This is a genomic window from Halalkalibaculum sp. DA384 (assembly GCF_043951955.1).
Lineage (GTDB): Bacteria > Bacteroidota > Rhodothermia > Balneolales > Balneolaceae > JAMQKA01.
Map to the genome: position 1 here is coordinate 1 of NZ_JBINJE010000048.1, position 19,447 is coordinate 19,447.

18 protein-coding genes are annotated in these 19,447 nt (G+C 48.3%); 5 read left to right on the forward strand and 13 right to left on the reverse strand.

Annotated features, from left to right (window positions below; translation table 11 throughout):
* A partial coding sequence (locus ACG2E4_RS17075) for a hypothetical protein (RefSeq protein ID WP_395277343.1) occupies positions 1-209 on the forward strand: 209 nt, incomplete at its 5' end.
* A gap of 820 nt (positions 210-1,029) precedes the next feature.
* Here the strand turns inward: ACG2E4_RS17075 and ACG2E4_RS17080 are convergent.
* Positions 1,030-1,731, reverse strand: a complete 702-nt coding sequence (locus ACG2E4_RS17080) for an FKBP-type peptidyl-prolyl cis-trans isomerase (RefSeq protein WP_395277344.1) — start codon at positions 1,729-1,731, stop codon at positions 1,030-1,032.
* A gap of 275 nt (positions 1,732-2,006) precedes the next feature.
* On the opposite strand from ACG2E4_RS17080, the gene nei reads away from it, so the two are divergent.
* Positions 2,007-2,837, forward strand: coding sequence for an endonuclease VIII (nei, locus tag ACG2E4_RS17085; RefSeq protein ID WP_395277345.1), 831 nt, complete (start codon positions 2,007-2,009; stop codon positions 2,835-2,837).
* 83 nt (positions 2,838-2,920) lie between these two features.
* Here the strand turns inward: nei and ACG2E4_RS17090 are convergent, their stop codons facing one another.
* Positions 2,921-4,735, reverse strand: coding sequence for an SLC13 family permease (locus ACG2E4_RS17090; protein WP_395262322.1), 1,815 nt, complete (start codon positions 4,733-4,735; stop codon positions 2,921-2,923).
* 440 nt (positions 4,736-5,175) lie between these two features.
* Between ACG2E4_RS17090 and ACG2E4_RS17095 the strand changes: the two genes are divergently transcribed.
* Positions 5,176-5,427, forward strand: a complete 252-nt coding sequence (locus tag ACG2E4_RS17095; protein ID WP_395277346.1) for a cold-shock protein — start codon at positions 5,176-5,178, stop codon at positions 5,425-5,427.
* 682 nt (positions 5,428-6,109) lie between these two features.
* Entirely contained in the window at positions 6,110-6,604 is a 495-nt protein-coding gene (locus ACG2E4_RS17100) for a putative metallopeptidase (RefSeq protein ID WP_395262320.1), read from the forward strand.
* 344 nt (positions 6,605-6,948) lie between these two features.
* On the opposite strand, the gene ACG2E4_RS17105 is transcribed toward ACG2E4_RS17100, so the two are convergent.
* From ACG2E4_RS17105 to ACG2E4_RS17135, 7 genes are all read right to left on the reverse strand, one after another.
* The gene (locus ACG2E4_RS17105) at positions 6,949-7,122 is read right to left on the reverse strand and encodes a hypothetical protein (RefSeq protein WP_395262319.1); all 174 of its coding nucleotides are present in this window, start codon (positions 7,120-7,122) and stop codon (positions 6,949-6,951) included.
* Positions 7,123-7,171: 49 nt separating this feature from the next.
* Positions 7,172-7,396: a translation initiation factor gene (locus ACG2E4_RS17110; RefSeq protein ID WP_395262318.1), complete on the reverse strand. Its 225-nt coding sequence runs from the start codon at positions 7,394-7,396 to the stop codon at positions 7,172-7,174.
* Positions 7,374-7,634 carry an oxidoreductase-like domain-containing protein gene (locus ACG2E4_RS17115; protein WP_395262317.1) on the reverse strand — a complete coding sequence of 87 codons (261 nt, stop codon included), beginning with the start codon at positions 7,632-7,634 and terminating at the stop codon, positions 7,374-7,376. The genes ACG2E4_RS17110 and ACG2E4_RS17115 overlap by 23 nt, the downstream gene beginning before the upstream one ends.
* Positions 7,613-9,067: an MATE family efflux transporter gene (locus tag ACG2E4_RS17120; RefSeq protein ID WP_395277347.1), complete on the reverse strand. Its 1,455-nt coding sequence runs from the start codon at positions 9,065-9,067 to the stop codon at positions 7,613-7,615. The genes ACG2E4_RS17115 and ACG2E4_RS17120 overlap by 22 nt, the downstream gene beginning before the upstream one ends.
* Before the next feature lie 204 nt (positions 9,068-9,271).
* Entirely contained in the window at positions 9,272-9,832 is a 561-nt protein-coding gene (locus tag ACG2E4_RS17125) for a hypothetical protein (protein WP_395262315.1), read from the reverse strand.
* A 109-nt stretch (positions 9,833-9,941) separates the two neighbouring features.
* Complete coding sequence (gene can, locus ACG2E4_RS17130) at positions 9,942-10,562, reverse strand: carbonate dehydratase (protein WP_395262314.1); 621 nt, start codon at positions 10,560-10,562, stop codon at positions 9,942-9,944.
* Between the two features lie 253 nt (positions 10,563-10,815).
* A complete protein-coding gene (locus tag ACG2E4_RS17135) occupies positions 10,816-12,261 on the reverse strand; it encodes a carboxypeptidase regulatory-like domain-containing protein (protein WP_395277348.1) in 1,446 nt (481 codons plus the stop codon).
* A 330-nt stretch (positions 12,262-12,591) separates the two neighbouring features.
* Between ACG2E4_RS17135 and ACG2E4_RS17140 the strand changes: the two genes are divergently transcribed.
* Positions 12,592-14,343, forward strand: a complete 1,752-nt coding sequence (locus ACG2E4_RS17140; RefSeq protein ID WP_395262312.1) for a SulP family inorganic anion transporter — start codon at positions 12,592-12,594, stop codon at positions 14,341-14,343.
* Between the two features lie 168 nt (positions 14,344-14,511).
* On the opposite strand, the gene xylA is transcribed toward ACG2E4_RS17140, so the two are convergent.
* From xylA to tadA, 4 genes are all read right to left on the reverse strand, one after another.
* Positions 14,512-15,840, reverse strand: coding sequence for a xylose isomerase (xylA, locus tag ACG2E4_RS17145; protein ID WP_395277349.1), 1,329 nt, complete (start codon positions 15,838-15,840; stop codon positions 14,512-14,514).
* A gap of 72 nt (positions 15,841-15,912) precedes the next feature.
* Entirely contained in the window at positions 15,913-17,400 is a 1,488-nt protein-coding gene (locus ACG2E4_RS17150; RefSeq protein ID WP_395277350.1) for a xylulokinase, read from the reverse strand.
* Between the two features lie 152 nt (positions 17,401-17,552).
* Positions 17,553-18,563, reverse strand: coding sequence for a sugar phosphate isomerase/epimerase family protein (locus ACG2E4_RS17155; protein ID WP_395277351.1), 1,011 nt, complete (start codon positions 18,561-18,563; stop codon positions 17,553-17,555).
* Positions 18,564-18,765: 202 nt separating this feature from the next.
* Entirely contained in the window at positions 18,766-19,257 is a 492-nt protein-coding gene (gene tadA, locus ACG2E4_RS17160) for a tRNA adenosine(34) deaminase TadA (protein ID WP_395277352.1), read from the reverse strand.
* Positions 19,258-19,447: the final 190 nt, after the last annotated feature.

Here is a 19,447-nt window from a genome sequence, read left to right on the forward strand (position 1 = left end):
GTTGTTCTATTGGAACTTCATTTGTGGCTCCTGCTTATCAACGTTGGGAGACGTTGCTGGCACCTGTAGCAGGGATTTTCTGGACTTTGGGCGCTCGCGTAGAAAAGGGTCTTATCCTCTCCGGCATGGCGATTTCTGAGCCGCCCCGGGCAAACGCAGCGAAGGCGTTAAGAAAGAAACTTTGCAGCAGGTTACGGGAAAGCCCATAGATACGGAAAACCTGTAGTTGTGGAAAATACTACCAACGGGAACATCTGGGTTTCTTTTAGCCACAGCGAAGTGCAGCCAGGCGAAGAAATCCCCGCCGGTGACTTTTTGGGTTCGTTTTTGTTCACACAAAAAGGAACACCTCTGTCTTTAGAAAAGAGCTATTGTGACTTTTTGAGGTTGCCCTAGTTAACTCCTCGGTGGGGATCTTGGTCTGTCCGCTGTTCAGATGAATCGCCCCCCTCTTCAAACAGAAATTCTTCCGGTCGGGCATGGTGGAACAATCCAGGCTAAGGCTTCCCCGAATCAACGCCGCGTAATCCTGATTTGTTAAAAGGATTACAGAAAAAAAGGTAAGACAAATCCAGGGGATGGTCCCTTTTTTTAACATAAAGCCTGAGCGTAATCAAGCGAAGTGAAATGAAGTCGAAGGATCGCCCTAAACATGGTTACTACTGCTTGGGTGTTAATCCCTCTACCCATAAGCAGCCTGCATAAGGAGATCCTTCGACTCCAGGCCGCAAATGCACGGTCTTCCGGTCAGAATGACGCGGCGTTGTTCATTATTTCTAAATTCTTAATTGAAAATTTCTAAAAAGCAGGGAGTGGGAAAAAATCAGTATTACATCACAAAGATAAGATTTTCTTGCTGCGGGAGACTGTAGAACTATTGAAAATCTGGAATGGCAATGAAAGAGAAAAAGGAAGCTGGATTGATACCAGCTCCCTTCAACACTTCGAAAAAGCCAACGTAAACAGTTACCACTAATAAAAGCGGTTCTGTGTAAAAAAGCTAAAAATGTTAAAAAAATTTAATGAACCTCAGTTGACTTCCAGTAACTCGACCTCAAAAACGAGAGTCTGCCCCGGTTTGATGGGACCGCCCGGGCGTGGGTTGTCGCCGTATGCCAGGTCGGCAGGCAGCCAGAACTTGTATTTGGCCCCTTCCTGCATCAGCTGAACCCCTTCAGTCCAGCCCTCAATAACGCGGTTGAGCGGAAAGGTAGCCGGATCGCCGCCGATGGAGCTGTCAAATTCGGTACCATCCAGCAGGGTTCCCCGGTAATGCACCGTAACGGTATCTGTCGCATTCGGGGAGGCTCCGGATCCCTCTTCAAGCACCTTGTACTGCAGGCCGCTTTCCGTTACTTCTACCCCTTCCTCATTTCTGTTTTGAGCCAGGAACTCTTCGCCTTTTTTGCGATATGTGGCGGCTTCTTCACGCTGCTTATTCATTGTTTCCTGCTGTTTTTGCATCTGGTAGGACTGAATAATTCCACGCATCTCTGATTCGGAAATAGGGGCGTTAGCACTGTCATCAAGTCCTGCCTGTATTCCTGCAACCAGCTTGTCGATGTCAATATCCGTCATATTTTGCTGGCTCAGGACCATGCCGTTTTGGTATCCCAGGCTGTAGCTCACACTGTCGATGTTATTCTCAAGGGTGGTATCGCCGGATCCAATGGAGGAATCGGAGTTGCAGCCCACAAAAAGGACAAAGATCCCACTTATAAAAAATAGCATTAATCGTTGTTGAAACATGATATAAGAATGTCGTTGAATTATAAATTATTGATCCAATTGAGTGAAAGAAGGTATCTATTTTTGAGGCCTAACAAAAATAGAAATCTATTTGAATACCAGCTTTAACGAAATGAGATCAAATTTATTGACAACGTTCATGGTAATACGGGATTTGAGCCTTGTTGTCCGTGTATACTTGAGGAAACGGAACGAAGAACCTGGAATAGTGTTTCTTGTAACCACACAAAGGAATCTGAATATAAATCAATGAAGTAATGCCTGAAGGTCCGGAAATATGGAGAACGGCCACTCGTCTCTCAGAGGTGCTGGCTGAACGCAGTGTTAAAGAGGTGTATTTCGCTTTTGATCACCTGAAAAAGTATGAAGAAAGATTGCAGAACAGGTATGTGGAGGGGATTGAAGCACGGGGAAAAGCGATTTTGACACGGTTCGAGGATGGATTAAATATTTATTCGCACAATCAGCTGTACGGGAAGTGGAAAATAGTTAAAAGGGGAGAAATCCCGGATACGAACCGATCGCTCAGGCTGTCGTTAACCAATGGCGAACATTCTGCCCTTTTATATTCTGCATCAGAAATAGAGGTGCTCAGAGACGATAAACTGGCTGATCACGATTATCTTAAAAAGCTGGGACCAGATGTATTGCATCCCGATACCGACCGGCAAAGAGTACTCTCCCGCTACCAGGATGATGCTTTTCAGAACAGGAAAGTGGCCACTTTGCTGCTGGATCAATCTTTCCTCAGCGGACTTGGAAACTACCTGCGGGCCGAAGTGATGTTCGTATCCGGCGTGCATCCGGACCTGAAGCTGAGAGACTGCACTGACCAGCAGAAAAGGCAGATGGCCGAGGCTTCTGTTGAGCTTGCCCGCCGTTCGTACGAGACGAAGGGCGTCACCACGGATCCCCAAATCGTGCAGGCGTTGAAGCGGGAAGGGAAGAGCCGGTCTGATTACCGGCATTTTGTCTACAATCGGGAGGGAGAGCACTGTTACAGGTGCGGAACAAAAATTGAAGTTAACAAGACGGGGGGACGCAAGCTCTATTTTTGTCCACAGTGCCAGTCAAAAGACCAGACATAATTCTGAAGAAACCGATTTTCGGTTAAACCCAAACGGTCTGGGGCAAATACAGGAAAATTTTCAGGTACATGTTTCATGCGGTCTTACATGGGCCAGAAAATGGGGACCAGGATGATTACGAGTATCCACAGTGTTAGTTCAAGTGAAAATCCCACCTTGAAAAAATCGGTAAACCGATAATTACCCGGACCATATACCATGAGATTTGTCTGGTACCCGATCGGGGTAATCAGCGACATGGAGGCGACCAGGGTGACGGCAATGAACAACCCGCGCGCATCAACACCTTGAGACTCGGCAACTGACAACGCTATGGGAAACATCAGGGCCACCGCCCCGTTATTGGTGATAATTTCGGTAAGCAGACCGGTAGCAAGCACCACGCCCGCCAGTACGGCCCGCTGTCCATAAGCGCTGGTAAGATCCACCATCCACACTCCGATCAGCTCGGCCGTACCACTTACCTCCATCGCCTTGCCCAGTCCGATAGCCGAACCGATCACAATTAGTACGGTCCAGTCTACTGATTTTCGGGCTTCGCCGGCTTCAATAACGTTGAAGGTCAGTAACACCGCCACGCCCAGAATTCCGGCCAGTGCGATATCGATTATGCCAAGAGCCACCAAAAATACGATACCTACCAATACTGAAACGGAGACATACAGGTCTTTGCCGCCGGGACGGTGCTCTTTTATTTCATCAGTATCACCCGGGGCTTCACCGCCGGCTTCACTGGTCAGGAAAAAGTCCTCGATATCTTCATAAGCTCCTCTGAAACCGCGTCGGGTATCCAGCAGGAGTACATCGCCCGGGTGCAATATAAATTTGCCAAGCGGCTCCTCCACGCGCTTTCCTCTTCTGCGAACCCCGGTTACCGCTGCTCCGAACCGCTCCAGGAGTTTGGCTTCTTCAACGGTAGCCCCAACAAGGCGCGACCCCTCTTTTACCACGACCTGGTGCAGCTCCCGGTCTCTGTTCTCTTCTCTGTTTATTCCTCTTGGAGGCTGAATGGCCAGCCGCAACCCGGGGTGCCCGGAGAGATCGGGAGTTTTGGCGGCGATGCCGTCTTTGGCGGCATATAAAAGATGGTCGCCCTCGCGGATTTTTTCATCTTCAGGAACCGGCGCAATTTCCAGGTTTTCCCGGTTAATTCGGGAAAGGTAAAACCCTGGAAAACCTGCCAACCTGGCTTCTTTCACGGTTTTTCCCGCAACATCAGCTCCTTCGGTCACTTCCAGTTCCACAAGCAGGTTTCTTTTACGTTCCTCTTCGTAGCGGATGTCGCGGCGTGCCGGGGTCAGCACGGGAGAAACGAAGATGAGATACAGGAGCCCTACAACGGCACAGGGAACCCCGATCCAGGCTAGTTCAAAAAAAGAAAGGCCTGCAAATCCGTGGCTTTGCAGCAGTCCGTGGGTAATCAGGTTGGTACTGGTGCCGATGAGTGTACAGAGTCCACCTAAAATGGCTGCGTAGGACAGGGGAATAAGGAGTTTTGATACGACGATATTATTTTTCTGCGCCCAGCTTCGAATAGCCGGAATCCCCATCGCTACAACCGGGGTATTGTTTAAAAATGCGGAATACAAAGAAACGCTGGGGCAGAGTCGTATCAGAATTCGTTGAATGCTCTTGGTCTCTTCTCCCAGTATAAAGGTACTGGCACGATCCAGCGCACCACTTTCACGCATTGCCGCCGATACCACATATAAACTGCCCAGTGCCACCAATGTGGTGTTGGCAAACCCCTGGAAAGCCTGTTCCAGGCTGACGACCCCACCCAGCGTGAGAACGGCAAGCGCCGTTAACAAGATTGCATCAGGACTCCACAAGTCAACGGCTAACCCGGCAAAGGCTAACAATAAGACCCCTATAATAAACAGTTGCTCAAATCCCATGCTGAATAGACAGAGTTTTAGTTTAAACTGTTAATTTCCCATGATATTTACCGCATCCTAAATAAAACGAAACCATGAACCCAAGACAATAATCAATTATTAGTCTCAGGGAAGCAGGCGCAGCAGGTGATATTGCCACGATTCGGCTGAAGCCAAGCATAAGTTAGACGGAATATCGAGAACAGCAAAACAAACTCTATCACGATTTAGTTGCCGTTTTAACCGTCAGGCCGACCCGATCCATCCATCGCAAGAGAACCTGTACCCTGAAAGATCTTTCAACCTTCCTGAACCGGCTTGTCGTGGCAGGGCATGGAGCAGGACATAAATATTAATAGGTATTGCTAGTAATTAGCCCTACATTGCATTGTTAAATTTAATTACCCACCTGAAAAGTGAACTTTACTGAAACGACGCGTTAGTCCAACTCCTTTCACAAGATGAAACCGACAGGTACCCAAAAAACAATATATATGTCACAACAAGGCAAAATAAAATTTTTCGATTCCCAAAAAGGATTTGGATTTATTAATCCCGATGAAGGAAGTAAGGATATTTTCGTTCACAGAAACAACGTTGAAAATCTTGGTTACGATCAAGGCTTTGAAGACGATGAAGCCGTGGAATTTGATGTCGAGGAGACTCCCAAGGGCTTGAGTGCAATTAACGTGCGAAGCCTGGATTATAAATAGACCAAACCTATTTTTTATATCACATTTAGAGGCCCCGGTTTTTGCCGGGGTTTTTTTGTGATTATCTTTTTTTGAGAGTGGTGTTCTCAGCCTGCAAGAGAGCTTTGTAAGAAGTTTTTTGCCCAAATTCGGTATTGTCCCGCATTTGAAATAAGTGTACAAAGATGCAGGATAGTTTAACAAATACCCGCGCAACGATGCATCTCAAACAGCCTATTTATCTCGTATCCTGTAGGTATGAAAATAGGTAGCCTGCCACAGGAAAGCATTAACCCGGATTATTCACCAAGAAATTTGGTTGTGCACGAGGCCTCCCGGGAGTGGCACCAAACAGTCGTGCCGAGGTACGTTGAGGAGGCATTGTCGGGATAACGAAGTGCACGGGCAAATTTCGCAGTATGGTGCAACTACACCCAAATTTGAGCTATAGGTGATTCTCCATATGTCAAATATTTTCCTGGATTTAACATCTTATTTTTACTACTTCGTGAATAAACCGGGTAATACACTGCTGTGAAACTCCAACCCGTCGAGCTTCAGGCATTTTCTAATATATCCCTCACAAATACCTGAAAAATCGGGAGGTAAAAGCTGAAATAATCATTCGAATACGATACTTTTAGCGGTCTTGAATGAGTCAACGAATTGAACAGTAAATTAAAGTTTTTAGTACTTCAACAATATGAAAGACAATGATTTTCTGAAGCCCGGGGATACCATAAGTCACAGTAATAAACAGCTGATGGAATCGCCCGAAGTGGAAACGATTGCGGAGCGTGTGATTGAGCGGGAAAAGCTGGAATTCGGTCCCGCCTCGATCGGGTATTTCCTGGTGTACCCAAATGTGACGAAATATCGTGCGGCAAAATGCATGAAGGCTTCCCGCGAAGTTAAATACTATTCAGGCAACGATTACCTGATCGAGATTTCCGGGGAGATGTGGGATATGCTGGATGAAAAAACCCGGGAGATGGTCCTGTTCCATGAACTGCTGCATATCGATCCTACCTACAAAGCCAAGAACCAGGAATGGAAAATGAAGACCCGCAAGCCCGATTTTGCGGATTTCTACGAGATTAACGACAAGTATGGAAATGACTGGTACAAAACGGTTCAGGCTACGGTTTCGTCACTGTATGACCTGGATCCCAAACGCGAGAGCAAGGTGAGCTTGTAGAAGACAAAATATGCTTTATGGGCGCTGCCCACAATAGGATGGGCAGTGTCCGGCGGTATCTGTCCGCAGTTCTTTACCCCGGGTTAGGGCGACACCATAAAATTGTAACTAATGTAGCGCCATTCATAAACGGAAGGGTAGTTACTGGTTTCTTTTTTTCCATCGATGTGGAGACTGGATCCCGCGCCAGCGGTAAGACTATCCCGGTATTTACCAGGATGGTCCCCATTCACTGCCCAGAATTTCCAGATCGATATTTTTAGTCGCCCTCATCAATATTGGTGAGGACTTCGACCTCCCCACGGCCATGCATTCAAGAGTTCTGATTCCGTAAAGGATTTAAACTATTCCTCTTCTGCAAATCTCTTTTCCAGTGCCTGCAGGCGTCGGTCGATATCGATAAGCTTTTGGATAATGAGCACATGTGTTTTGCCGGCATCAATTCCGACGGGACTTTCATCACTCTTAATTTCACTTAGGATCGCCTTGTACTCTTCTTCGGGAATGGTTAAATCCATACGATTACCGCTTTTTTGGGTTGGAGATGTTGCATCTGAAGATCCTGACTCATTTTACGTCAAAGCCCTCATCGACAAGAAACTTTTTGATTTTATCGACATGGTCTCCCTGGATTTCGATGGTTTTGGCGTAGCTGGTTCCCCCTGCACCGCAGTGCTGCTTCAGTTTTTTTTCCAGGTCTTCAATCACCTGGGGATTGTGCTGAATATTGGTAATCATCGTCACCGTTTTGCCGCGGCGACCACTGGTGTCACGTTTTACGGTTAAAGCCATCCGTTCCTCCTGCTTCTTTGGGTTGTTGAGATTCTTTCCAGGCTTTATACTGTTTCAACTGCTCTACATAGATATCGTAGACGCAGCGTTCGCAGCCCGATCCGCAGCAGTCTGTAGGCAGTGGTTTTTCCGGTTCTTTCATATCAGCACCAAAAATAGTCTTCTGCTTCTTTTTTCCCAAAAGTTGATTCCCCGTTTTTATGGTGCTGATAATCTCTAAACTACTCGATTTTTCCATCTTCCTTTTCGGAAAACCATAATCCCGAGGACGCCAAGCAGGGTTTCAGAAATAACGATGGAGTAAAAAACGCCCGGCTCCCCGAATTCCAACGTAAGGGCCAGGAGATAAGCAACCGGAATTTCTACCAGCCAAAAACAGATGAGATTAAGCAGGGTAGGGGTATCGGTATCACCGGCACCGTTAAATGCCTGGGCAATTACCATGCCCCAAGCGTAGAACAGGTAGCCCAGGCAGATGATCCGCAGGCACTGGATGCCTGTTGAAACAACCGCGGGCTCGCTGGTGAAAAGTCGAATGAGCTCCTCGGCCCACAGGTAAAAGGTGCCCCCCACCAGGCCCAGAAAGCACATGTTCACCAGGCCGGTAATCCATACAGACCGTTCGGCCCGCCCCGGTTTTTGTGCCCCGAGATTCTGTCCCACCAGGGTGGCCGCTGCGTTGCTCATTCCCCATGACGGCAATAGAGAGAAGATCAATATTCTGATGGCGATGGTGTACCCCGCGAGTGCCTCCGCTCCAAAGACGGCGATAATGCGGACCAGCCCGATCCAGCTGGAGGTGGCGATAAGATGCTGACTGATGCCACCGAGAGAGAGCCGGATCAGCCGCTTCATGATAGCTCCCTCCAGTTTCCAGTGGCTTCGTCGGATGTTGATCCTGTTGCTTTTTTGTGTCAGCAGGTAAAATTGATAGGCAACCCCTACGCCCCGGCCAATAGTTGTAGCCACGGCGGCGCCGGTAATTCCCAGTGCGGGAACAGGACCAAATCCAAAAATTAGAAGGGGATCAAGCACAATATTGATAATATTGGCGACCCAGAGCACCCGCATTGATATGGCCGCATCGCCCGCACCGCGAAATATGGCATTTATTATAAATAGGAGCATAATCACGATGTTGCTCCCGAGCATGATGGCGGTATAACTGTTAAGTTCCCGGATCATCTGCTCGTTGGAGCCCATAAGGGCCAGCAGTTCGGGTGCGTAAAATATGCCTGCCAGGGAAATTGGCATCGCTACAATAACAGCTACAATAATCGCCTGTACTGCCGAAATAGCAGCCGCCTGCTCATTATTTTCGCCGATACGCCGCGATACAAGTGCAGTAGTGGACATGCTGAGGCCCATGGCGATAGCATAGACCAGGGTAAGAATCGATTCGGTAATGCCGACGGTAGCAACCGCGTCGGCCCCCAGTTTCGAGACAAAAAAGATATCTGCCACGGCAAAGATCGACTCCATGGCCATCTCCAGCACCATGGGAATGGAGAGCAGCAGTATCGCCCGCCAGATGCTGCCTTCAGTAAAGTCGTATTCCACCCCGCGAACGGAACCAAGAATATCTTGCCACAACCGGGCGTACCAAGAGGATGGAGCAGGTAACTCAGTCCTCTGCTCTCCAACTTCATCCACTTCTTTTTTTATTCGCATGCAACTCCCTTAAACGAACTAAAATTCACATACCTGCAGATGTGATAAGCTCAAATATGTACAACTGGCAACGACAGGCTTGCCCCCGGGGCAGGTGCAAAATCACTCAGATGGATTCATCCACCATGTGATCATCTCTTCACATCGTATCGGAGTGGCTGATACGATTAACTGGTAGTGTTCGGAAGTGAAAACTTCATCGGCCTAAAAATTTGTGGAAGTGTCTAAATAGCTTTCCGGTCGTTTTGTTTTCAGATCGAACCCGTGCAACGAGTAGTGCTTCAGGTGCCACCAAAAACGCTGCAGGGAGGAAGATGGAAGCGGAAACTTGATGATGGAATCGGCGGCCCGCAATATCGTTTCGTCGGCGCTGTCATATTCAGTAATATCGATGATGACAAGTCCCTGAAACGCCTGGATTTTTTGGAGGAAATACCGCTCCTGGGGCGTGGCATACTTGACTTTGGAGTGCGAAAATCCGGTGTATGCACCGCAGAGTTTATCCCCATTGGAGAAGTGGAGAATGGCATCGCTGTCTTTGACTTCTTCCCATAGCTGATCGACAGCATCAACCGTGTCACGTTCAATTTTCGATACAATGTCATCGAAATCATATTCCAGGACCTCCTTGCCCGTCGCTTTTGCGATCTCTTTCAAGGCCTTCTGTTTGTTATTCTCATACAGCCCGATAAAAAGAGCAAGGTGATACGCCTTGCCGGATTTCAAATGATCAATGAACTGCTCATATTCTGAATCCTTGTACACAAGGCTCGGAAATTTTTTTTCTGTGCTCTTTATCTCCATAAGGAAAAACGAACGTTATTTTCTTGAAAGTTGAACGGAATATATGAAAAGCAACGGTATTGATCAGTAATCAAAGAATATTTTGCAGATCTTTTTTGCCTCCCACCGTTACATCCAGGTCGCTAAGTAACCCGTCTTTCAGATCGTATATCCACCCATGCACGCTGAGTGTTTGTCCCTTTTCCCACGCCTGCTGTACAAAAGGGGAGCGGCAGACATTGATTACCTGTGCCCGGACATTCAGTTCGCACATCCGGTTAACCCGTTTTTGCTCATCCGAAATGGAGCTGAGCTCCCCCTCGTGTTGAACGATAACATCCTGGATATGGCTAAGCCAGTTGTCAATAAGTCCAAAACTCTGGCCCTTAAGTGCGGCCGTCACGCCCCCGCACCCGTAGTGTCCTGATACAACAATATGCTTTACCTTGAGCACTTCGACGGAATACTGCAGCACCGACTGGCAGTTCAGGTCGGAATGAACCACTACATTGGCCACATTGCGATGCACGAAAAGGCTGCCGGGGGGCAGATCCACAACCTGGTTGGCCGGCACCCGGCTGTCGGAGCACCCGATCCACAAAATCTGGGGATTCTGGCCTTTAGCCAGCTCGCTGAAAAAACCGGGATGTTCCTGTTCTACCCTTTCAGCCCACGTTCGGTTATTTTCAAAAAGTTCTGGTAGTGACTTCATGTCTGATATTTAAGTCTATACTAATTCCAAAAAAATCAATCGAATAGGTTTTGTAAACCGTTGTTTTGTCGCCCAAACTTATCATTTTATCGGGTCTTGAACTCCGACAAAATTCCTGATTTTAAAACCCTCCCGAATATAATGCAAAGGATGGAAATTATTAAATGACTTGTTTGTATGCTGTTAGCATCGTTGCTGAATAAAATCCACCCGATATTTTGGGTGGGATTAATGGTCCAATGATTGGATTAATTTATTGAGACTTACGTCTTGTTCCAGAAATTTCAGTGTATGTTGTTGTATTACCCGATGGGGTAGTTACAGAAATTTTAATTGTCAACGAAGCCGGATCATTGGATTCTTCATCAGTGTCCCGGATTGAGAAGTTAAATTCTGTGGCCCCGGGCCCTGGGAAAAGGTGGTTGCCCAAGGTGAAATCTGAATCACCGGTAACCTCGATTCCCTCTCCGGCTTCGACACTAATTTCGGTGCCGGCTGCCATTGGGTTGCCATTCAGATCGGTTACGGTATATGAAAAACTTTCCCCCCCATTGGGAGAAAGATCAAATGTAGTAGGACTTGCATCGATTAACGCCCCTCTTGTTGAGAAGACAACATTGATTTGTTTCGAAATGCGGTTGTCATTTTCGTCTACTGTGGTAGCAGTAACGGTTGAATAGCCTGGCCTTCCTGCACTACCGCTAATGTCATCAGTCGGTCTGGGTTCACCGGATATCAGATCTGCAGTTACAATACCATCTTCATCTGTCTCTCCAGAGCCCTGTATAACTCCTCCCGTAGTGCTAAAGTAAACGACAGTTCCAGGTTTTACAGGATTGGAAAACTTATCTCCAACAATCACGGTAACTGTATTCCGAACTCCATTGATATCATACCCTTCAAAATTGAATTTATTGGGTGCAATACTGAAGTGATCTTCATCTGGAAATCCCCCGTGGATTGCAATCAACACGGGCTTTGAACGGATTGTTAAACCGACTTCAGGTCGGTCTACAAGAGCCTGTATTTTTACGGGACCCGCAGTATTTCCACTGAAAAGAGAGCTTGTAACGCGACCCTGGGCATTGGTTTTCGCTACTTGTGGAATTAATTCCTCACCGCCACCTGGCCCAGATATTATACTAAATTGTACATCTACCGCTTTTTCCCTGTTCAAAGAACGTCCGGCGGAATCCTGAACTTCAAAGGTAAAAGCACTGCTTACCTGGTCGCCTGTTTCAGCAATATTTATTGCTTGATTCGAGATACCGGTTAAAACAATGGCTGCGGCTCCTTCCGGTTCACCACCAACTTGTTCATCATCACCACCTTCATCACCCGGATCTGTCTCAGATAGTAACTCAATAATCAGGTCTGTTACGTCGGTTTCAGGTGCGACCTTAAAGGTTGTCGATTTGGAATTAAAACCCTGTCTGGAAGCTTCTATCGTTACAGAAAATGAGCTGTCGGCCTCTATCGTAAATGCAAACTGGCCTAATGAATCGGTAGTGATGGTTTGTCTCAAGGGTGCAGGATTGACTATTTCGACAATAGCATCTTCAATTGGATTTCCAGTATTTTGGTTACTTACCTCTCCAGAAATACTTACAGACTCTAGATCTGAGTCAGCCGTCCCACAAGCCTGAACTAGTAAAACAAAACAGGATAAAGAAAGGAACACAAGAATTTTAGACTTCATAGCCATACGAATATAATTAAATGGATGATATTACCTAACCGACTTGATACTTTAGATGCCCTTGAGCTGGTAAACATTAAAAAATATTAATGTTTACCAGTTTAAAAAAATATTGGGTGAAATAAAATTGAAAAAATTAAGATCTCATTGGGGATAAGATATTACAAAATTAATCTCTATAATTTTTCTAAGGATCTGTCACTAATCTAAGGTAAATAAAGAACGGGCAAATCAATTCAAAATCGAACAACATCTTTATCAAAAAATCTTTAACATAAACTGAACGGTTATTCGGCACTTAAAATCATATACAACCAGTTTCATGTTCGTATGGGTTTGAGAGAACAATATGAATGGTTTCTTTCCAAACTCACGATTTTCAAGTGGCTTTCCGACTATTCGTCTGAAACGCTTCGTAACGACCTGTCTGCCGGTGTAACGGTTGGTGTAATGCTTATTCCGCAGGGAATGGCGTATGCTGTACTGGCCGGTTTGCCTGCCATCTACGGGCTGTATGCATCGTTGGTGCCGCTGCTCATCTACCCGCTTTTTGCTACCTCACGGCATCTTTCAGTCGGTATTGTAGCCATCGACATGCTTATTGTAGCGGCGGGGGTCGGGCTCATTGCTGAACCGGGCAGCGACCAGTATATCTCCCTGGTTATTTTGCTCGGCATATTTGTCGGGATCACGCAGATCGCCATGTCGGTGGCCCGGCTGGGTTTTATTGTAAACCTGTTGTCCAAGCCTGTTATTATCGGATTTACAACAGCCGCGCCCCTGATCATCTCGTTTAGCCAGCTTGGCAATTTAACGGGCATAAACCTGCAGCAGACGCAGTATATATACGATATTATTACTGAGCTCGCCGGGGTATGGAGCGAACTGCACCTGGTTACCTTTATCATCGGAGTTTCCGGAATCCTGGTTCTTTTCGCCTTCAACAGGTTTTTGCCGGCAGCGCCGGATGCGTTAATACTGGTCATCCTGAGCTCAGCCGCGGTTTGGGGAATGGGACTGGATCAACGCGGAGTGGAAGTGGTGGGATCTATTGACGGGGGACTCCCCGCCCCGACTATCCCTGCATTCAGCTTTGAACAGTTGCGGCGGTTGGTGCCCACCGTCTTAACCCTGTCGCTGGTTCAATTTATGAATGTGGTGACCCTCGGGCGGACGTTCGCCTCCAAATACAACTATACCATCAGTCCCAATCGCGAGCTTTGGGCTATCGGTACCGCGAACTTGGTTGGCGGATTTTTCAGAAGTATTCCTATTTCAGGCAGTTTTTCGAGGTCGGCTGTTAACGAGCAGGCAGGGGGTAAGACTCCCTTGACCAATGTTTTTGCAGGAATTTTAATAGGACTGACACTGCTGTTTTTGACCCCGCTTTTTTATTATGTGCCGATGCCGGCCCTTTCCGCCATAATTATTGTTGCCTCGCTTGGCCTCATAGAAATAAAGCAGATCCGTTACCTGTTCAGAACCAAAGAACGGGATGGATACATCGCTCTATTTACGTTTATTACAATACTGGTTATAGGAATACAGGAAGGGATTCTGTTGGGGGTGGGGGCATCCCTGGTGGGTGTCCTTATTCGCGCAAGTCGCCCGAATGTGGCTGAACTGGGCCATATTTCCGGTTCTCATTTCTTTCGTGATATCAAGCGGTATCCGGAGGCCGACCGCATACGCGGATTGCTGGTTCTGCGGGTTGACGCTTCCTTCTCTTTTAACAATGCAGAGTATTTCAAGGAATATATTATAACAAAGAGTGAAGAAGAGAATCGAACGATTGAGGCGGTCATAATCGAGGGGCGCAGTATAAATGACCTGGATACGACGGCCATAGAAGCCCTGCAGAATGTGGTTGAAAGTTTGCAGGAGCTTAATATAGATCTGCACTTTGCCGGACTTAAGGGACCGATTCGGGATATCATGCTGCGGTCCGGGCTGGCACGACGACTCGGTGGCTCGCATTTCCACATGACCACTCATCAGGCGGTTCAGTATATTCTCCAAAAGTGGCAGCAGAAAGATTCGTCCGACCACCGGTTGACTGACTATATGGATACGGTGGATTAACGGGCTGCAGGAGGGAAATTGAGATTTACGTTGAAACTGGAGTGGCCCCATACCGGAGATGATAAGCTGCCGATTGATGGTCTGAAATCAGGAAGGGGGGGCTGTATGCCGAATCATAAAAAAAGTGCGACGTACTTCATAAGTACGCCGCACCGGTGAAAATGCAGGCTAGATATACTGGTTGATAAGATTTTCGTAGTATTCCTGTCGCCCGCTTATCTGATCGGGTTCTCCGTGTTCGATCGCATACGCTCTGAGCTCTTCCAGGCTGAGGTTGCCTTTTTCAAACTGGGCTCCCTTGCCACTGTCGAATGAGCTGTATCTTTGCTTGCGCAGCTCGTTGTATTCGGAATCTTCCAGGATCGCGGCGGCGGTCTCCAGCGCCCGGGCCATCATGTCCATTCCGCCGATATGTGCATAGAACAGGTCCTCGAGATCGGTTGAATTTCTGCGGAGCTTGGCATCAAAGTTGAAACCTCCTGTACCCAGTCCACCATGTTCCAGCAGTACCAGCATCGCCTGGGTCAATTCGTAAATGTTGACCGGAAACTGGTCGGTATCCCAGCCGTTTTGATAGTCGCCGCGGTTGGCATCGATGCTGCCGAGAAGCCCGTTGGAGGCCGCCACTTCGAGCTCATGCTGGAAGGTGTGCTGCGAGAGGATCGCGTGGTTGACCTCGATGTTGACCTTGAAATCCTCATCAAGCCCGTGTTCACGCAGAAACCCGATGACGGTCGCCGTGTCAAAGTCGTACTGGTGCTTCATCGGCTCCATCGGCTTCGGTTCAATCAGGTAGGTGCCCTCAAATCCGTTTTCGCGGCCATAGTCACGCGCCTTTTTGAGAAACGTTGCCAGGTGTTCCTGCTCGCGTTTCATATCGGTATTGAGGAGTGACATGTAGCCTTCTCGTCCGCCCCAGAATACATAATTATCGCCGCCGAGCTCGATGGTGGCGTCAAGTGCATTTTTGACCTGAACGGCGGCGTGCGAAACTACTGAAAAGTCGGGGTTGGTAGCTGCCCCGTTCATATAGCGGGGGTTGGTAAACAGGTTGGCCGTTCCCCAGAGCAGTTGTACGCCCGATTCCTCCTGCTTCTTTTTGGCGTATTCCACAATCGTTTTCAGCCTTTTTTCGGATTCCGCGATGGTATCGGCCTCATCCACCAGGTCGTAGTCGTGAAAGCAATAAAAGGGAACTCCCAGCTTGGTGATAAACTCGAAAGCCGCATCCATTTTATCCTTGGCCCGCTGAATGGGGTCGGCGGATGTCAGCCAGGGAAATTGACGAGTGCCTACACCAAAAGGGTCACCGCCGGTACCGGTAAAGGTGTGCCAGTAGGCGATTGCAAACCGGAAAAAGTCTTTCATCGATTCTCCGGCAACCTCCTTGTTTTCATCATAGTATTTGAATGCGAGGGAATTGTCGGAATCCCTTCCCTCAAATTCGATCTTGTCTATTTCGGGGAAATATTCTTTTTCGCCAGTAGTTATCTTCATAGAATTATCGTTATTACTTGAATTTTCTGAGTTGTAGTTTAAGTCATCTGAATGGTACTGGCCGCAGGCGATTCACATCGCACGCTCCAACTCCTCATGCCAGCGACCGTATGCGGCAGAATATGATTTGACGAGCTCGTTTTCCGGCTCCTGGGTTTTCACCTTTTTTAACCCGGCAAATGCTTCTGATCGTTTTTTGTAGACGCCGGCGCTGAGGCCCGCGCCAATGGCTGCACCCACCGAACCGTCGGTATTGTACATCTCAACGATCTTGCCTGTAACATTGGTAAAGGCTTCGGCAAAAACGGGACTCAGGAACATGTTGGTATGGCCCACGCGCACCGTCTCTATATCCATTCCCATCTCTTTCATTATCTGCAGCCCGTAGTTCAGAGCAAATGCGATACCCTCTTGCGCGGCCCGGATCACATGACCGATTTTATGACGGTTGAATTGAATTCCATTAATCCGGCCTCCCAGGTTTTTATTCGCAAGCGGGCGTTCGGGGCCGTTGCCAAACGGCAGTACAGAAATTCCTTCAGCACCAATCGGTACGCTGCCGGCCATTTCATTCATCTCGTCGTAACTGTAGGATCTGCCGTCAAGGAGTGTATTGCGCAGCCAGCTGTACTGGATGCCGGTACCGTTGACACAGAGCAGTACGCCATAACGCGGATGATCTTCGCCGTGGTTTACATGCACAAACGTGTTAACGCGTGACTGGCGGTCATAGAGCGGTTCATCCGTAACCCCGTAAATTACACCGGAGGTTCCCGCCGTGGAAGCGACCTCTCCCGGGTTCAGCACGTTTAACGAAAGTGCGTTATTCGGCTGATCGCCCGCCCGGTAGGCGATGTTGATCCCTTTTGAAAGCCCCAGCTCTTCCGCTGCCGAGGCAGAAAGTTTGCCGTGGTCCCCCATGTTTGGATGAACCTCCGGGATCAGATCTTCTGAGATGCCGTAGTGATCCAGCAGTGGAGTTGCGATTCCGTTCGACTTGAAATCCCAGAAGATGCCTTCGGAAAGTCCGGATGTAGTGGTCGATATATTACCGGTCATCTTCATGGCGATGTAATCGCCGGGCAGCATAAATTTAACCGCCCGGTTGTAAAGATCCGGTTCATTTTCTTTAACCCACTTCAGTTTAGAGGCGGTAAAGTTCCCAGGCGAATTCAGGAAGTGGTCCAGGCAGTACTCTTCGCCCAGCTCTTCAAACGCTTTTTGCCCGATATCCACGGCCCGCCCGTCGCACCAGATGATGGAGGGACGCAACGGCTGCTGGTCTCCGTCGACCAGGACGAGCCCGTGCATCTGGTAGGAGATGCCGATCGCCTTAATGTCGTTCGTGTCAATATCGGCTTCCGAAACGATTTGACGGGTGGCCTTCACGACGTGGCTCCACCAGGTCTCGGGATCCTGTTCGGCCCATCCGGGCTCGGGAGCTGACATCTCCAGCTCTTTATCGGGGGAGGTGGCCGCACTTACCAGCGTACCACCGTCAGCCTCGATAAGGCTGGCTTTTATGCTTGAACTCCCTACGTCATATCCTAGTAAATACATGTAAAATAATTCTTCTGAGGTTATATTGACCTTGTGTTGACCGGTGCAGTTCTGCCGGTACAACAAGCATCGCCGCCAGCGCCCCCCGGGCGTACAAATGGCGACCGGGGGGGGACCTAGAACCTGCCGGCGATCAGTATTCGATTTTCAGGTTATTCTTCGTCGCTATCTGAGAAGGCAGAGTCAAATGCGGCGCCGGGAGCGGAGAAGTCGATTTTTTTGCAGTAATCTGCGGATTCGCTGGCTCCCACTTCGCGGTCCATGCCGCTGTCTTCCCATTCGACGGAAAGCGGTCCGGCGTACTCAATGCGGTTGAGTGCACGAATGATCCGGTCAAAATCGATTTTGCCGCGTCCTACCGACACAAAGTCCCAATAGCGGTCTTTATTGCCGAATTCGGTATGTCCCCCGAACACACCCGCCTTGGTCGGCTTGTCTGACCACCACACATCCTTCATGTGTACATGATAAATACGGTCGGAGAAAGTATCGATAAATCCAACATAATCCACTCCCTGGTAGCCGAGGTGGCTGGGGTCGTAGTTGAAGCCAAAGGTTTCGCGTCCATCCAGTGCCTCGATGGCACGCTCGGCAGAGGCGATGTCAAACGCGATTTCGGTCGGATGGACCTCAAGACCGAACTTGATTCCCACTTCATCAAATACATCCAGGATCGGGTTCCAGCGGTCGGCAAAATCCTGAAATCCCTCGTCTACCGTATCGGGCAGGTTGGGGGGGAAGGAGTACAGTTTTGACCAGATAGAGCTCCCCGTAAATCCGTTGACCACTGGTACGCCCAGTTTTGCTGCGGCACGGGCGGTGGCTTTCATCTCATCGGCCGCGCGTTGCCGGACCCCTTCAGGATCCCCGTCGCCCCAAACATGTTTGGGAAGGATCTCTTTATGGCGTTCATCGATCAGATCGCACACGCCCTGACCCACCAGGTGGTTGCTGATCGACCATACCTGAAGGTTGTACTTGGCAAGCAGCTCTTTTCGCTGCTCGCAATAATCATCTTCCTCCAGTGCACGGTGGACATCAAAGTGATCTCCCCAGCAAGCCAGCTCGAGTCCGTCATATCCCCACGAAGCCGCTTTTTCGGCAATCGTTTCTAATGTCAGGTCGGCCCACTGGCCGGTGAATAGTGTTACTGGTCTTGACATAATGTATCCCGTTTTTGATTGAAATTTAGTGTAACAATGAATGAAAAAACCCTTTGAAAAATTCCTATCCTAAAATATGCATATGCCAGAAAATTCAAAGTAAAGTTGCGGGTATATTTTATTGCATTGGCAACTTCCGCTCGCTGCTGCTGGCTCTCCACAAACTGGGCAGTGGATCGAAGGTATGCGTGAATAATCAAGATTAAAGTCCGGATTTGGAGCGTTTATTTTCAAAAAAATGCTGTAGTATCCATTTGCAGTCTTCTTCCATAAAGCCCTGGATGACCTCAACCCGGTGATTCAGCTTTTCGTTGTCAGCGATGTTGAACAAGCTGCCACAGGCGCCCGCCCGGGCATCCAGTGTGCCAAATACAACGCGTTCGATCCTGGACCAGACAAGGGCGCCGGCACACATCGGGCAGGGCTCCAGCGTCACATACAACGTGCAATCGGTTAAATATTTGCTTTCGATTGTAGAACAAGCTGCAGAGATGGCCAGCATTTCAGCATGGGCCGTAGCATCGTTGAGGCGCTCGGTTTGATTGTATCCCTTCCCGATGATGCGGTCCTCCTGCACAACGATTGCCCCAACGGGAATTTCATCCTCTTCGTACGCCTGCTCGGCGAGATTAAAAGCCTGGAGCATAAATTTTTGATGCTGTCTGATGGTCGGGGTGCTGTTGTTTTGCGGCATAAGCAGGTTTTGAATTAATGTATTTGTTAGAAAATTTTACAAACTCGTAAATCCTTATTCTGAGAGCTGTACTCCTGATTAAAATGATAATAGGTTAAACGCGTTTAGGGGTTAGGATTTTAACAATTTTAAACTAAGAAAGGCCATGCAAACGCTTGATATTCAATATCTTAGGGATGTTAATTCTCAC